Raw genomic sequence first — 16,356 nt, 5'->3', positions numbered from 1 at the left:
TTGACTATATAAAAAACACATAAAGCTTATATGAAGAAACCATGAAGAATTCGGGCATTATCGTGTTTTATGGAGTGCTTTATATAAATTTACACAGGGTTGCAATATTGATTTAAATTAATATTATTTAGAGGATTTAAAAGCACGAGAACTTAAGCAGTTTTGCCAAACCATTAAAGCCATAAACACTTTTAGATAATATGCAGTCTACAAAAAAATCTAAGCTTTCATTAATTGTTTTATATGCCTCTGCAGGTGTAGTTTTAAACTTTGTACAGTCATTGCTTCCTGGAACGTTTCGAGAAAGATCCTCAATAATGGCACAGATAATAGGTCAAGAAGCAACGTGTTTCGATGTCGCAGATACAGATAATGATGGGGTTTTTGAAGTAACTCAAGTTGAACAACCCAATCAAGCTGGGAATATTCAAGGACAAGCTTTTTGTGATCTCGATGGTGCTACGGGTGCGACCGGTGCCACTGGCGATACTGGCCCCACTGGCCCCCAGGGTCAACAAGGTGAACAGGGTATTCAAGGTGCTACGGGTGCGACCGGTGCCACTGGCGATACTGGCCCCACTGGCCCCCAGGGTCAACAAGGTGAACAGGGTATTCAAGGTGCTACGGGTGCGACCGGTGCCACTGGCGATACTGGCCCCACTGGCCCCCAGGGTCAACAAGGTGAACAGGGTATTCAAGGTGCTACGGGTGCGACCGGTGCCACTGGCGATACTGGCCCCACTGGCCCTACAGGTGCGACTGGTGCAGTCGATCAAGAAACACTTAACAACATCTATGGCAAGATTGAAAACAACAGAGACCAAATTGAGCAGAACAGACAGGAAATCCTGGATAATCGTTCCGGTATTGCCATGGGTTATGCCATGATCAATGCTACTCGTGGTTTAAGTTATGGCAAGAAATATTCTTTCGGCATGGGATTTGGTAATTTTGAAGGAGAGTCTGCTGTTGCGGCTGGCGCAATCTTTCGTTTTACAGATCCCGACGAAGCGCTAGAAAAAACAGTTATTGATTTTAGTGTTACGGCAGGTTGGGGGATCAATCGAAATACCTTTGGTTTTGGTGCTGGCTTACAACTTGAATTCGATTAAAAGTCTAAATTTTTACGAACTCAGCAAGTCTGTCTTTGAAGGACAGGCTTTTTTATTTGATAATTGACAAATGGTAGCTTTGAAATAATATATAGAAATATCTAAAAGTATTCTGAGGAGCTTCTGATGGCGACAATATGTTTAAATATGATCGTTAAAAATGAATCAGAAAACATTGAACGCTGCTTAAATTCAATGTTATCTTGGATTGACTCATATGTTATCTGTGATACAGGATCGACCGACGATACAATACAAAAAATCCAAAATATTTTCAACAGTAACAAAATACCTGGAACAATACATGAATTCCCCTTTATTAATTGGGAACAGGCACGAAATGAAGCACTAAAAAAGGCAAAAAACTCTCACGTTATTCAAGATTATATTTTATTTGCTGATGCAGATATGGAGCTGGTTGTTGACGATATAAATTTCAAGTCTAGACTCTGCGAGCCAGCTTACAGTATCCAACAAAGAAACCAACTATGGTATTACAATACAAGACTAATACAAGCCAATTTAGAAGCTCAATATATAGGTGTAACCCATGAATATTTGTCAATATCGTGTCTGCCAAAACAACTAAAGGAATTGTGGTTTATCGATCATGCATCAGGTTTTAACCGGGCTGGAAAATTCCAGAGAGATATTGACTTATTGCTCGAAGATCTAAAACAAAATCCTAATAATTCGAGGAGTTTATTTTATCTGGCTCAAAGTTATAGAGACAATAATAATTTATTAAAATCTAGAGAAACATACAGAAAACGTATAGAAATTGGCGGATGGAACGAAGAAATCTGGTATTCGCTATATCAAATTGCAAAATTAAATGAGCGCCTAGATGAGCCAGAAGAGAAAATATGTAATGCTTATTTAGCTGCTTATCAGTTTAGACCCAGTCGCGCAGAACCATTAGTAGAGTTAGCTCGATTTTATCGAGAAAAACAAAAATATCACCTCGCAAATATCTTTGCTCAACAAGCGCTAAAAATCAAGAAACCAAATGATACTTTGTTTCTCGAAAACTCGGTTTATCGTTATAGAGCAATGGATGAAGCGGCCATTGCTGCATTTTGGACTGGTGATAAAAAACAATCATTTAATCTTTGTCAGAAACTTTTACTGGGGGATTTATTGCCAGAAAAAGATAGGCAACGAGTTAAAAAAAATGCCTCATTTTGTGTTGATGTTATTGCAGAAATCAAAACAAAATATCCCGAAGATATTATTGAATCACTTCTACTTAATAGTCTTAGTCAAGCAATTCAATTTAATAAATCAAGTACAGTAACTTTGACTGTTACTTCATGTAAAAGACTTGATTTATTTAAAAGAACAATAAATTCGTTTCTAAACTGCTGTCAAGATTTATATAAAATCAATAAATTCATATGCATTGATGATAATTCATCTCCTGAAAATAGAAACGAAATGCAAAAGCTATATCCTTTTTTTGAATTTATCTTCAAGGACGAAAAGCAAAAAGGTCATGCCCAAAGTATGAATCTTTTATTTGACTTGATAGATAGTAACTATTGGTTACACCTCGAAGATGACTGGGAATTTATAGTATCCATGCCTTATATAGAAAAAGCGATTTCAATCTTAGAAAGCCAAGAGAATCTTGCCCAAGTCATGTTTAATCGAAACTATACGGAATTACTAAATGAACAACATATTGTAGGAGGAATCTTAAACAAAGAACCAATCAGGCATATTATCCATGAATATGTTCCTGGCGGCAGAAACTCAATAAATGTCAATTATTTTTTACAAAAATATCCTAAAGGTTCACTAACTAACTGCTTTTGGCCTCACTTTTCTTTTCGGCCTTTCATGATGAAAACAAAAGTTTTACAGCACATTGGAAAGTTTATAGAACAGCCAGGAAACTTTGAGCTAGAGTATGGTGAACGATTTGTTGAACACGGTTACTTTGCGGCTTTTTTCGATGCTATTGTATGTAGACATATAGGCAGACTTAGCACAGAAATTGGAAAAATTAAAAATGCCTATGATCTAAATGGTATTAAGCAGTTTTAGGATTTGGTTTAAAGAAAAAAACACCAAGAATCTTCTTGATGTTTTTGGATAATGATAGTTGCTCGTCATGGCGATCGCCCCTGACTGAGTTTTAGATGACTTCGATTTCCTCTTCCCGGAGGTGGGCCGCATATTTCGGGTCGAACCGGACTTTGATTGGTAACGTTGCGGTGATCGGGCGGCCGATAATCGTTTCGATGGTCCCTTCCATACCTTTTAGATCAAAGGCTTTTTTCCGGTTTTGGGGGTGGTTGTACACAATGACAGATGCCGTAACACGGATGCGATCGCCAACGTTCATAAACCTTTCTTGTCCTCTCTCGTACAAATATCTCTAAAGCTCTCTGGAGAGCAAACAGTTTTTCCATTGTACATAGCCATGGGCTCCCTACCGCACTGTTTTTTTGGAACTGGCGATTGCAAAAAGCCCATTCATCGGACAGATGTAAATATTGTTGCGTGAATCGCTTGATTCCCAGGGGACACGGGCAAAATAAAAACAGAATGCCCGTTACCAAAGGATGCGTGCCCCATGAAGTTTTGGTTTACCCTGCTCCAATCTCTGCCTGAACTGAGCACCATGGATGTAGAGTTACTCGATTCCACAATCGACGCCCAGGCACTGCGGCTTGATCCGCATCCCACCTCCCCGGCCTCGGCCACCCTGACCCCCGCCCAACTCCCTGTTAGTGGCGCGTTGATCTTTCCAGGCATTATCGTCACCCTGATTGTGCTCTTTTTGATGAGCATTTGGGCCTACACCAGGGTCTATGTCATTACCCCCAACAACGAAGCCTTTGTCCGTACCGGGGGCGTGATTCGCAAAAAGAAAACGGTCATTCTCAACGGAGGTTGCATTGTTTTACCGGGATTCCACGAGTTAACTCGCGTACCGCTGCGGGAAATTTCCATCGATGTCGAACGTACTGGAAACCTCGCTGTCCGCACCCAAGATTACCTGCGGGCAAATATGCGAGTCACATTTTACGTTTGTATCAACGCCAATGAAGAAGATGTTTTAGTCGCCGCCGCCCGGTTATCCAAGCAGGGACGCATTTCTGAAGCAGATATCAAAGAAGCCCTGGAGAAACGAGCCGATGACGCGATTCGGGCCGCCGCTAAACGCAAAAGCATCGCCGAAATTGATTCTGACAAACTGGGATTTGCTGACGAGGTTTTAAATCTAATTCAGCAGGATCTCAAGAAAGTAGGTTTGACCCTTAACAATATTGCCATTTCTGAAATCGAAGAAAGCGACACCTACGATGAAAATAATTTCTTCGATGCCCAAGGCGTCCGCCTCCGCACAGAAACAATCCAAAAATCCATTAAACAAAAACTCGATGTTGAGTTAACGGTGCTGAAGGAAAAGCGGGAGCTAGAACTCAACACCAAGGTAGAAATCGAAGAACAGGAACTGGCCGCCGAACAAAAATCCCTGAAGCTGGCTAAGGCGAAGGAAGAGGCCAAGCTCAATCAAGCGAAGGAAATTGAGTTTCTTAAGGCACAACAGGCCCAGGAAATTCAGGCATCCCAGGATCAAGAATTAGCCAAGATTGAACGCAATCGTATTCTTCAGGAAAAGGCCGTCGAAGAGGAAAAAATTCAACAGAAACTTTCGATTCAGCAAAATCAAATTGCCGCCGATATTTCCCTCGAACAGCAAAATAAAGCCCTCAAAATTGCCATGGCGGAGGCAGAAGAGGAAGCCAAAATCGCCCAACAACAGGCGGCGATCGCCATTGCCAATAAAGAAAAAGAACGCCTCGCCGCCGAGGCCGAACGCACCCGGGCCGAAGAAGCTGTGGCCACCTCCAAGGCCGTCGAACAGGCCAACCGGGAACAACGCCTGGCAATTATTGATGCCGAAAAAGAAGCCGATCAAAAACGCATTGCCGACCAAAACGTGGTGGAAATTGATGTGTTCCGGCGGCGGCGTCAAGCAGAAATTGCCCGTCAAGCGGCGGAATTAGAGGCCGAATCGATCCGCACCCTGGCCGATGCCAACCGCTACCAAGCCCTCGCTGAAGCCCAGGGGAAACAAGCTCTAATCGAAGCAGAAAATGCCCTGAGCAATGCCAACCGCACTGCTGAATTGATGAAGCTCTTTTTACCGACCCTCGCCGACCAACTGCCAGACATTATGAAGTCCCTCGCTCCCCAACCCGGCGTCCTGGGCGATGCAAAAGTATTTGCTTTTCCGGGCACCAATGGCGACGGGGCTGGCCTGGGGGAGATTAATAAATTATTGCTCTCGACGAGCGGTTTGTCGTTGGTCAATGGTCTTTTAGAAGATGGTAAATTGGGGACGCTGTTGGCCCAGGTGAAAGGCTTGTTGCAGGATAACGATGCAGACACCAGCAATAACGAGGTGTTGCAAAATGTGGAAACTCTCCTGGCTGAGTTAAAAGAGAAAAAGACAACGACAACATCCTCTGAAACCTCGTCGCTACCCACTACTTTTGTCCCGCTGCCCAAGGAGGCAAAAGATTCTGAAGGGGCGTAATTTTTTCAGGGATTTGTAAACTCGATTTTCCAAAAAGGCGATCGCCAACCGAGCGAGGGAATACGCTACGATCACAAACGATGTGAATTTAGCGACAAACCAGGCGTGCAGTACAGTTGGCAGAAATTTGGACTTTTGGGTGGGTTATTGGTGCTCTTGGGGGGCTGTGCCCAGTTGGGCAATTTAGAAGAGAGTCTAGCTCCCGATCCGCGCCTCGTAGAACAACAGGAACAGGCCGCTGAAACCGACCCCCCAGCAGATTCGTCCTTACCGGCTGATTTTCCGGCAGAAATTCCCCTCTATCCCGAAGCAACCCTCATTCAAGCAGAAGACAAGACCACCGTCTGGGCGATCGCCGATAATGTCCAGAGCCTCGAAGCCTTTTACCGTAAAGCCTTTGGCGAAGCTCCCTGGGAAATTGTCGCGTCTCCCACTGCCGCGACGGATAATCTCTTAGAAATTGTCGCCCGCACCGGCGACCTAGAAGTGACTCTGTCTTTGTCGGAAGCTGCTTCTCCAACTACCAATGACTCCGACCAGGCCGTCGTGGGCACCACCTTTGTCCTCAGCTACCGAACCTTAAACACCACCGGGACTGGCAATCCTGCACCGACCGATAACGCAAATGCGGAACTTCCTACCCAGGTACAAGATCTCGTTGCCCTCCAGGTTTTTACCGCTGCGGATTTTCAGGCTGATACGGTGATTACGAGACGCCAATTTGCCCGCTGGCTCCTCAAGGCCCACAACGCGATCTATGGCGATCGCCAAAACCAACAAATTCGCCGCGCCAATGCCAGCAGTAAACCCATCTTCACCGATGTACCGGCCAATGATCCCGACTTTCCGTTCATTCAAGGCTTGGCCGAAGCCGGAATTATTCCCTCAACCCTGACCAACGACACCATTACCACCTTTCGCCCCGATGCTCCCCTCACCCGGGAAAGCCTGATCGCCTGGAAAGTGCCCCTCGACCGTCGCCAGGCTCTGCCCCAAACCAGCCTCGATAATATCGCCGAAACCTGGGGCTTTCAGGATGCCGCCCAAATTGACACCAGAGCCCTCCAAGCCCTCTACGTGGACTTTCAAAACGGTGACCAAGCCAATGTGCGGCGGGTATTTGGCTATACCACCCTCTTCCAACCCCAAAAAACGGTCACCCAACAGGAAGCGGCGATCGCCCTGTGGTATTTCGGCTACCAAGGCGAGGGTCTATCCGCTGCTGCTGCCCGTGGCGATCGCCAAACCTCGAACCAAAGTAACCAAACCACTGATACAGAGACCAATCCCCCTGCTTCCCAAAACCCATAGCTAAAAAAAATTCCCCAATCACAACCGCGACTGAGGAATTCATTGTTTGAGGTTTAGACGAAACTTGTTAGTTGCTCGCCGGGGATAGATCAGCGTCGGTGCTGCCCTTGGTGCGGCGACGGGTCAAGGTATTGAAAAGCATTACACCAATGGCCTTAACGAGGTTTCCTTCTAGCTCTTTGAACATATTCATATTCATGCCAAAGGCATCATTGGCTTCCTGCACAATTTGCTCTGCCGTTTCTTCCGGCACATCCAAGCTGTTCATTGCCGCCCGGTACTTGTCTTTAAAGGCCTTTTCATCAGAGATATTCTCAAACTCATAGAAGGCCGTCCCTTCGCCGTCGAGGTTCATCGCGTTTTGGGCAATTTTCTTGAGGATTTGTCCCCCGGAGAGATCGCCAAGATAGCGGGTGTAGGAATGGCTGACTAAGAGTTCCGGTGCGGTCTGGGCCACTTCATGGATGCGATCCACATAAGCCTGACCAGCAGGAGTGATTTTTGCTTCGGCCTGCCAATTGGGGCCAAAATAATAGCGTAGATCCGTTTCGAGACTTTGTTTACGGTTTAACTCAGGGAAATAAATTTGGGAGACGACGGGATGATCCTTGAGGCGCTCCATCTCCTCTTCCATCGCTGAGTAAACATAGTAAAGGTCTGCCACAAGCTTCCGGTAGGATTTTTTCTCCACGACTCCCTTCAGGAAGCATTTCACGAAGCCAACGTTTTCCGCCATCGTGTGGGAAGTTTTCGTTCCCTCTCTCAACATTGTTGCTAGGTTAGCGACCATAGAAATAAGTCCCTTGTTCTTACTGAAAATGAATAGATATTAAAAGGTTTGTTAAAGAAAGTTAACAAAATTAAAAGACTGCTCAGTTTCGTAGGTTAACTGGTTTTACGGGTTTATGCTATTAAGTTTTTTTACGGGAAAATCGATGTGTTTTTTGTCAGACTTGCGCGGGCTTGGCGTTGGGATAAGACGGGCTTTTGGGCGGCTCGGCCCTGGAGATTGGGGGCAATTTTCGCCGGGGATAGCTAATGTTTGTGACCCTGAATAATCTGCTGAGGAACTGATTCGGTTTTGGTTTCCTTTCGGTGGCGATCGCCATCAAATCTTCGCCTCATTGCGGTTATGGGAAAAAGTCAATCTCCTGAAAAATAACAGAAATGAACGGGCCTCGATGGAGCCTCTTGCAAAAAAAATCTTCCCCCAAAGATCTTGAAGGAAGATTACAGCTATGTACATCAATAAGAGGAAAAACAAATGGTGCAGGGGGCCGGATCTATTTCCAACCAGCGCGATCCATCAACATGACGGCTTCGGCATTTTGCTCACCAAAACTTTCGAGGGGTAGATCCGAAGCTGTCCAGTCGCCAAACTGGGCCACCACATCATTGGGGGCAACACTATCCACCACGGGGTATTCATTATTATTGTTGGCGAAAATTTCCTGGGCTTCTGGGGTCACCATAAACTCCAAAAATTCTTGGGCTGCTTCGACGTTCGGTGCATTGGCGATAATGCCAGCCCCACTGATGTTGATGTGGGTGCCACCTTCGCCTTCGTTTTGGTTCGGGAAAAATGCCCCAATATTTGCCACGATTTCCTGATCTTGGGGATCTTCAGAGGCACGCAGACGGGCGACATAGTAGCTATTGACCAGGGCGACATCACAAACCCCAGAGGCGACGGCTTGAATTTGGGCGGTATCGTTCCCTTCCGGCTCGCGGGCGAAGTTCGCCACTAAACCTTGTACCCATTCTTCGGTGGCTTCAGCGCCTTTTTCGACAATTTTCGCCGCCACGAGGGACTGGTTATAGGTGTTGCTGGAGCTGCGGACACAAACCCGGCCTTCCCATTTCGGATCAGCGAGGTCTTCGTAGGTGGACAGTTCAGCCGGATCAACGGTTTCGGTGTTGTACACGATAATCCGTGCCCGTTTTGTCAGACCAAACCAGGTATTGTCGCTACTGCGCAGGTTTTCGGGAATGGCACTGGTCAGCACTTCGGACTCTGTGGGTTGCAGTAAACCATCCTGTTGGGCGCGCCAAAGTCTGGCCACGTCTACTGTGATCAGGACATCGGCGGGACTATTTTCGCCCTCGGTTCTGATGCGTTCTAGGAGTTCGTCGTCACTGCCTTCGATGAGATTCACCTCAATGCCGGTGGCTTCGGAAAATGCTTCGTATAATTCTGCGTCGCTGTCGTAGTGCCGCGAAGAGTAAAGGTTAATTTCACCGGTTGCTTCGGTTGAGGGGGTACCAGGATCCGTGGTGGTATCGGTGGCACCATTGTTATCGGTGGTTGGGGTACAACCGGTGGCGATCGCCAAGCCAAGAAAAAGTCCGCAGAGGGACAGGGAACGGGATTTCATAAAACGTTGTAATTGAGAGATGATGTTATGTTTTCCAAGGTAATGGTGATTTTAGCAGCTACTGCAACTCCTTCTCAATACATTTTTGTTTTTTAATTAAATTAGTCATCAAGATGGAACAGCATTACTGGGTGGCCTGGTCACAAATCAAGGGGGTCGGCCCAAGTCGCCTCAAAAAAATTTGGCACTGTTTCGGCTCCATGGAACGAGCTTGGCAGGCTTCTGGCCAGGAACTGGGGGCAGTAGATGGTTTAGGGGATAAGTTGATTCGTCTGATTTTGGCTGGGCGATCGCCCCTTGATCCAGAGCGTATTTACCGTGAACACCTTGAGAAAAATCCGCAATTTTGGACGCCAGCGGATCCAGAGTACCCAAAGCTATTGTTAGAAATTCCCAGTCCGCCACCGTTGCTCTATTACCAAGGCCAAGTCAAGCTGTTAGAAAACCAAGGCCAAATTCCGGCGATCGCCATGGTGGGCACCCGGCATCCTTCGGAGCATGGTAAACGTTGGACAGCGCGCATTAGCCAGGCCCTTGCCCAGGTGGGCTTTTCGATTGTGTCGGGTATGGCCCAAGGCGTTGATGGTGTTGCCCACAGTGCCTGCCTCAGAACGGGGGGACGCACCATTGCCGTCCTAGGAACTGGCATTGATCAAATCTATCCCGCGAGCCACCGCAATTTATACAACGAGATCCTGGCCCAGGGCTTAATTTTGAGTGAATATCCGGCGGGGACGCGACCAGACCGGAGCCATTTTCCCGCCCGAAACCGCATTATTGCCGGGTTAACCAGAGCGACCCTGGTCATGGAAGCACCCAGCCGTTCGGGTTCCCTCATTACGGCCCACTACGCGATGGATTTTAACCGTGAGGTTTATGCCCTGCCCAATTCCCCCGAACAGCAAGCGGCCACGGGGTGTTTGGACTTGATTCGGCGGGGAGCGGGCATGATTTTAGGGGAGACACAACTGATCGAGGAGTTGGGCGGACTGCCCCAGTTGGATGCAGCTTCCCCCCAGCTTAGTTTGTCATTCCCAGAGCCAACGGTTGAGCCGACCCCACAGCCCAGCACAGATTTTCGGCAAATTTCCCCAGAGTTACTTCCCCTTTGGCAGGCGATCGCCCCTGAACCCACGGCCTTTGATTTGATCGTTGTCCAGTCTGGCATGGGGGCAGATCAGGTTTCGGCGACCCTATTGCAATGGGAACTCGAAGGATTCATTACCCAACTGCCAGGGATGCGGTACCGTCGCCTTTAGGCATTTTTGTGGGCTTTCATGGAACGCACAAATTTTTCAAAGAGGTAGTCGGCATCGTGGGGGCCGGGGCTCGCTTCAGGGTGATACTGCACCGAGAAGAAAGGCAAGGTTTTATGTTCTAAGCCGGCAACGGTGCGGTCATTGAGGTTAAGGTGGGTAATGGCGACATCCTCCGCGAGGGAGGCTTCGGCGATCGCAAACCCATGGTTTTGGCTGGTAATTTCAATCTGCTTTTGTTTGAGACCAGCGGGTTGATTGAGACCCCGGTGGCCAAATTTGAGCTTAAAGGTTTCAGCCCCCAATGAAAGCCCCAAAATTTGGTGTCCCATGCAAATGCCGAAGGTGGGTTTTTCAGCCTTAAGAATATCTTTAACCGTGGCGATGCCTTCGGTGACGGCGGCTGGATCCCCAGGGCCATTGGAAAGGAAAATGCCATCGGGATTATAGGCAAGGATTTCTTCGGCGGGGGTGTCGGCGGGAACAACGATCACCCGGCAGCCATAACTCGCCAAACGGCGCAGAATATTGCGTTTCACACCAAAGTCAATGGCAACGACGGTGAGTTCCTGGGCTTCGGTTGCGCCACTGCTAAATTCCCAATGGCGATCGGTAATTTCAGTCCATTCGTAAACGCTAGCGGTGGTGACATCCTTGACGAGGTTTTGGCCTTCCATAGAGGGGACGTCTTGGAGTTGGCGGAGGAGTTCTTCGGGGTCGAGGATTTCTGTAGAGATCGCGCCATTCATCGCCCCAGATACCCGCAGGCGACGGGTTAGATCCCGCGTATCAATGCCATAGATGCCCACAACTTGGTGCTCTTTGAGATAATCGGGTAGGGCTTGGGTAGAACGCCAGTTACTCGGTCGGGGAGCAATGTTCCGGGCGATCGCCCCTTTTACTTGGGGACGGCTGGATTCTTCATCCTCAGGAGTTACGCCAGTATTGCCCAGCTCCGGATAGGTAAAAGTCACAATCTGACCACGATAACTGGGATCGGTGAGGACTTCTTGGTAGCCCGTCATGCCTGTATTAAAAACGACTTCCCCAAAAGTGGTACCTGTCGCGCCAAATGACCGTCCGTGGTAAGTGGTGCCATCGGCTAAAACAAGGAGGGCGGGTTTTGCTTTCACAAGAGACATGGGCGGATTGACCTTTGATATATGCGTAACTTCTGCTGCTCAATCTTACTTGATCCGTTCCCTTCTCTACCGCTCCCAGGGGCGATCGCCGTTAATTTTTCTTGACCTAAGCATTCTATTCTCCTGCTTGAAACTGGATCGACTGGGAAACTTGCTCAGTTTCTGGCTGTTTCAGGGCTGTCCTCGGCGAGGGGAATAGTTACCGTAAACTGACTGCCTTTGCTGAGTTGGCTCGTGAGTTCGATCTGGCCGCCGTGGAGTTGCACATATTCTTTCACGATATTGAGGCCGAGACCTGTGCCGGGGATATTTTGGGTATTACTGGCCCGGTAGAAAGATTCAAAAATGTGGGGTTGGTCTTCTGGGGGAATGCCGACCCCTTGGTCAATGATAGTTAAGGTCAACGCTTCGGCACTGCTGCCTAACTGGACGGTCACCGTGGTGCCGGGGGCTGAATATTTACAGGCATTACCGAGAAGATTATTTAGGATGTGTTGCAACAAATTGGGGTCGAGGGCCAGGGGAGCGGCGATCGCCCCGGTGGTCTCAAGGTTGAAATGATGCTGCTTCCCAAGGCCAATTTTGAGTTCGGCGATGAGATCTTGGCAGAGGGTCACAATATCCACCGCTTGGCGTTGGCAACCCAGTTTTCCGGCTTCGAGGCGACTCATGGTCAGTAGATCGTCGATCAGTTGTCGCAGTCGGATCACGCTATCTTCAATGTTGTTGAGATATTGCGATCGCCGCGCTTCAGGGAGATGGTCGTGGTAAGCACTGAGGATTTGAGCCGCACCGAGGATCACCGTTAGGGGCGTGCGGAACTCGTGGGAGGCGGTATCAATGAAGCGGGTTTTCAGGTGGTTGAGTTCCCGTTCCTGGGTGAGGGCTTTTTCGAGCTCCCGTTTGGCCCGGCGCTGTTGGGTAATTTCTGAAGCCACGCCCAACACTTGATATTGGGGGCGATCGCCAGGGAGTTGGAGGGGCAGTTTCACCGTCCGAAAATAACGGGTTGCCCCCAGGAAATCCGTCGCCTTCGCCTCGTCAATGACCACGATTTTTTGTTCCCGGAGCACCTGCTGATCGGCCTGAATAAAACAGTCCGCTTCCTCAGAGTCGGGATGTAGATCACATTCTCGTTTCCCGACTAATTCATTGACTGTGGTGCCATAGAAATTCGCCATCGCCTGATTCACCAACAAGAAGCGGCCATCTTTATCTTTGACAAAAATTAAGTTGGGATTGTTATCGATGACCAGACGCAAAAAGATTTGACTCTGTTGTAGATCCCGTTCGGCCCGTTTGCGCTCCGTGAGGTCTTGGGTATGTACCATCACCAGATCCGGTTGGATGTAGATGTAGGTGGCCAGAAAATAGCGTTGAAATGCCTCAGGGTCATCGGGAGAGGGAATTTGCAGCGCCTCTTCAAAGGTCGTTTTAAAGTCGAAACAGCGGCGAATATTCTGATGAATCGCGTGGTCTGCGCCGTAAATGGCGTGGCTGGGGCAATGGAGAAAATCCTGGAGGGAGCCATCGTTGGCGATCTCGGCGGCACTGTTGTAGTCAATGAGGTAAAAGTTTCCCTGACGGTACTGCCAGGTATAGGTGGGAATGGGAAAGTTGCGATATTGGGAACGGAGGAGGGCTTCGGTCTCACGGATTTTGAGGGCGGCGCGATTCCGGGCGGTGATGTCTCGACAGACACAGATATAGTCGCCGTCACTGGTGATGGTCAGGGAAATTTCTTGGGTAAAAATCTGACCATTTTGCCGTTGGGCGATCGCCTCCCCTTGCCAAGATTTGTGGCGATTGAGGTGGGGAAGAATGTCTTTTTCTAGGCGTTTTTGCTCACTGGGGGCAAACAGCACTTCTTTCCAGGAATGCCCTGTCAAACTCAAGCGGTGGGGATAGTCAAACAGTTCCAAAAAAGCGGGATTGACTGAGATGAATTCTTCTCGCTGCAAAATGGCGATCGCATCCACTGCCGCATCCACCGCCGCCAACTGACGCCGCAGATTTTGTTCGATATTTTCTAGCACACGGGTGCGCTGTTCCACCCGGAACTCTAGCTCTTGGTTGAGGGTTTTGAGGGTGGTTTCAAAGGCTTGGCGATCGCTCATATCCATCCCCGTGGCGATCACATAATGGACGTTCCCTTGTTTATCCAAAAGAACGCCATGGGACCAACGCAGGTGGTGAACTTTCCCCGATTTAGCGCGCCAATCTACCTCGTAGGTACGGGGCTTTTTTTGTTGGAGGAGGCGTTGAAATTCCTGGACAATCTCCGCGACATCATAACGATCCCATAACAACAGATCCCAGAGGTACTGGTGGGCCACCTCGGTAAATTGATAGCCCGTAAGTTGCTCACAGGCCGGGTTAAACCGGATAATGCGCCCCTCCCGGTTCAGCACCATGAATAGGGCCGGGGTGAGGTCAAATAGGGTTTCGAGGAAATCCTGTTCCTGGCGGAGTTCCATCTCAGTCAGTTTCCGTTGCTGAATTTCGGTGTTGAGGCTCGCATTGAGGGCCTTGAGCTCCCTGGTGCGTTCTTGGATGATGGTGGTGAGGTTTTCTTGATCGGTGATCAGCTTTTGTTGGGAGAGTTTAAAGGGGGTGACATCATGGGCCGCCCAAACCACTTGCTGCTGGTTAATGGCGACGATTTTGGCGACAAACCACACGGGGGAAAGGTGGGGATCTGGCTGCAGGGAATATTCATACTTCACGCTTTCCCCTGACAAGGGTTCATGGTCTGGGGTGGTGCCTTTGGCGATCGCCTGATGAAGGTACGGCATGAGGCGGCCTTGGTGCGCTTGCAAAAACTGGTAGGTCCCTTGGCAGAGGTTAATGGGGCCATGGCAATGGTTGTTCTGGGGAGCGGTCACCTGTTTGATTTCCCAGGTTTGGGGATTGATCACAAAGACAATGTCGGTGATCGCTTCAAACAGAGCTTTCATCTGGACATCAGTCAGCTTCAGTTGTTGGGCGATCGCCTGTTTAGCAGTCTTTTCTTCCTTTAGTTGTTGATTTAAATTTTGCAGTCGTTGATCCTGCTGCTGGAGAGAACGTTTGGCCCCTGCTGTTTCGAGGACATAGCGCACCGAACGCATCAAAATTTCCCGCTCCGTTTGGGATTCTCCCGCGCACAGACTCCGCAGGAGGTAATCTTGGGCACCCAGCTCGATGCATTGGTGGGCCAGTTGGATATCTTCTTGGCGATCATCGGTGAGTAACAAAATAGGTCGTTGGGCGGCGCTGTTTTGTAAGCGCATAAAGGCTTCTAATTTGCCAGAAGAAACGATGTTGACATCGAAAATAATCAGGTCGTAGGTGTCCGTTTTTAATTGGGCGATCGCCTGGGGCAGACTGTCCACCTGGGTCACTTGAAAGGTTAGGGTACTGCCCAGGGGGGGATGCAACAGATGCTGGAGGATCACCGACTCGGTGGCAAGGCCTTCGACCAAGAGCACCCGTTGGGGCAATCCTTGTGGGTGGGGTTCTAGGGCCGCAACCTGGACGATCGCCCTTTGGGGACGCCGGGCCACTTGGTCTAAGCGTTGTTGAAGGCTGTGGGTTTGCCAATGGAGGGCAACGGGATCTAAGACCTGCAAAATTTCTCGCCAAGAAACCTTCCCCAACAATTGTTCTTCTTCGTCAACTACAGCGGCCCAACTGCCATTGGTTTCGACTAAATGGGCCGCCACTGACCAGAGAGAGTCCGTGGGTTTGACCCGCTGAAAATCATGGCTCCCCTCCGTGGCGATCGCCGTTGTGAGACCTTCTTTCCCTTTACCATAGCCCCGTAAAACATCCCATAGGGTCACCGCCCACAAGCCATTGGATGAGGGGGCTGTCATGGCACTGGCTTTTTCCATGACCATCAGGAGGGACTGTTGTTTTTGGTGTAAACGATGGGCCGCCATCAACAGAGTGCTATGGGAAGGCATCAAGGACAAATCCGTCACCATCACATCCTGGACTTGTCGCATTTGCAGGAGAGGCTCCGACCACAGGAGGCGCTGGAGGGAAAGACGTTCCACAAAACCAAGCCAAAATCCGTTCTCTCCCTGCACTGGCAGGAGATCCCGCTGCTCCTGGTGCATACGGTTGAGGCCCACCCAGGGATGCTCTAGATCTGCCAGGGCGATCGCCTTGGGGAGAGCCGTCATCACATCCCGTGCCAGGGTCTGCCCCAAATCAACATCTTCCGTAATCAGCTTCAAAACCGTTTGGGGCGAAACCAAACCCTGCAATTGATCTGCCTGCACAATCGGCACACAGGGGGCCACCATCTGCAACCCGACGCACTGGGGCACTGTCCACGGTCGAAATCCCGCCAACACATCGGCGATCGCCGCCGTCGGCGGAAAAGTTGGCATTCGACTCGGATCAATAATCTGGGCCTTGAGGGCAGCAAAGTTCACTGGAATATTGACCATGCGTTGCAGCTCGTAATTTCTGGGCTAGGGTTGGATGACAAACAAGAACTTTGACGATTTACACCAAATCAGACCGCACTGTATCTATCCCACTAAACTCAACCCTCTGTTGCCAGAAAAATTAACTTCATCGTAACCTTTGCTAAGGTTTTACTCCCACAACCAT

10 protein-coding genes are annotated in these 16,356 nt (G+C 49.0%); 5 read left to right on the top strand and 5 right to left on the bottom strand.

Translation table 11 applies throughout. The features are described from left to right. Positions 1-317: 317 nt before the first annotated feature. Together FEK30_RS17200 and FEK30_RS02175 are read left to right on the top strand one after the other, a co-directional pair. The gene (locus FEK30_RS17200; protein ID WP_138071514.1) at positions 318-1,112 is read left to right on the top strand and encodes a YadA C-terminal domain-containing protein; all 795 of its coding nucleotides are present in this window, start codon (positions 318-320) and stop codon (positions 1,110-1,112) included. Positions 1,113-1,238: 126 nt separating this feature from the next. Then, positions 1,239-3,161, top strand: a complete 1,923-nt coding sequence (locus FEK30_RS02175; protein WP_138071512.1) for a glycosyltransferase — start codon at positions 1,239-1,241, stop codon at positions 3,159-3,161. A gap of 91 nt (positions 3,162-3,252) precedes the next feature. Here FEK30_RS02175 and FEK30_RS02170 read toward each other — a convergent pair whose 3' ends face one another. Next, a complete protein-coding gene (locus FEK30_RS02170) occupies positions 3,253-3,462 on the bottom strand; it encodes a ferredoxin-thioredoxin reductase variable chain (RefSeq protein WP_012308107.1) in 210 nt (69 codons plus the stop codon). A 231-nt stretch (positions 3,463-3,693) separates the two neighbouring features. On the opposite strand from FEK30_RS02170, the gene FEK30_RS02165 reads away from it, so the two are divergent. Together FEK30_RS02165 and FEK30_RS02160 are read left to right on the top strand one after the other, a co-directional pair. Continuing rightward, the gene (locus FEK30_RS02165; RefSeq protein ID WP_138071510.1) at positions 3,694-5,667 is read left to right on the top strand and encodes a flotillin family protein; all 1,974 of its coding nucleotides are present in this window, start codon (positions 3,694-3,696) and stop codon (positions 5,665-5,667) included. Positions 5,668-5,772: 105 nt separating this feature from the next. Then, positions 5,773-6,978 (top strand): S-layer homology domain-containing protein, encoded by a 1,206-nt coding sequence (locus tag FEK30_RS02160; RefSeq protein WP_138071508.1) that lies wholly within the window; start codon positions 5,773-5,775, stop codon positions 6,976-6,978. Between the two features lie 67 nt (positions 6,979-7,045). On the opposite strand, the gene FEK30_RS02155 is transcribed toward FEK30_RS02160, so the two are convergent. Together FEK30_RS02155 and FEK30_RS02150 are read right to left on the bottom strand one after the other, a co-directional pair. Further along, positions 7,046-7,768 (bottom strand): biliverdin-producing heme oxygenase, encoded by a 723-nt coding sequence (locus FEK30_RS02155; RefSeq protein ID WP_012308104.1) that lies wholly within the window; start codon positions 7,766-7,768, stop codon positions 7,046-7,048. Positions 7,769-8,261: 493 nt separating this feature from the next. Beyond that, entirely contained in the window at positions 8,262-9,353 is a 1,092-nt protein-coding gene (locus tag FEK30_RS02150; RefSeq protein ID WP_138071506.1) for a Fe(3+) ABC transporter substrate-binding protein, read from the bottom strand. A 113-nt stretch (positions 9,354-9,466) separates the two neighbouring features. Here FEK30_RS02150 and dprA point away from each other — a divergent pair, with 113 nt between their 5' ends. After that, positions 9,467-10,612, top strand: a complete 1,146-nt coding sequence (gene dprA, locus FEK30_RS02145; protein ID WP_181445673.1) for a DNA-processing protein DprA — start codon at positions 9,467-9,469, stop codon at positions 10,610-10,612. On the opposite strand, the gene carA is transcribed toward dprA, so the two are convergent. Both carA and FEK30_RS02135 read right to left on the bottom strand, forming a co-directional pair. Then, entirely contained in the window at positions 10,609-11,751 is a 1,143-nt protein-coding gene (gene carA, locus FEK30_RS02140; protein ID WP_138071502.1) for a glutamine-hydrolyzing carbamoyl-phosphate synthase small subunit, read from the bottom strand. The genes dprA and carA overlap by 4 nt on opposite strands. A 155-nt stretch (positions 11,752-11,906) precedes the next feature. Continuing rightward, on the bottom strand, positions 11,907-16,190 hold the full coding sequence (locus FEK30_RS02135) for a PAS domain S-box protein (protein ID WP_138071500.1): 4,284 nt from the start codon (positions 16,188-16,190) through the stop codon (positions 11,907-11,909). Between the last annotated feature and the right edge of the window lie 166 nt (positions 16,191-16,356).

It is taken from the genome of Picosynechococcus sp. PCC 11901 (genome assembly GCF_005577135.1).
Classification (GTDB): Bacteria; Cyanobacteriota; Cyanobacteriia; order Cyanobacteriales; family MRBY01; genus MRBY01.
Note: the sequence above shows the minus strand (reverse complement) of the source record. Positions and strands in the feature narration are given on the sequence as shown.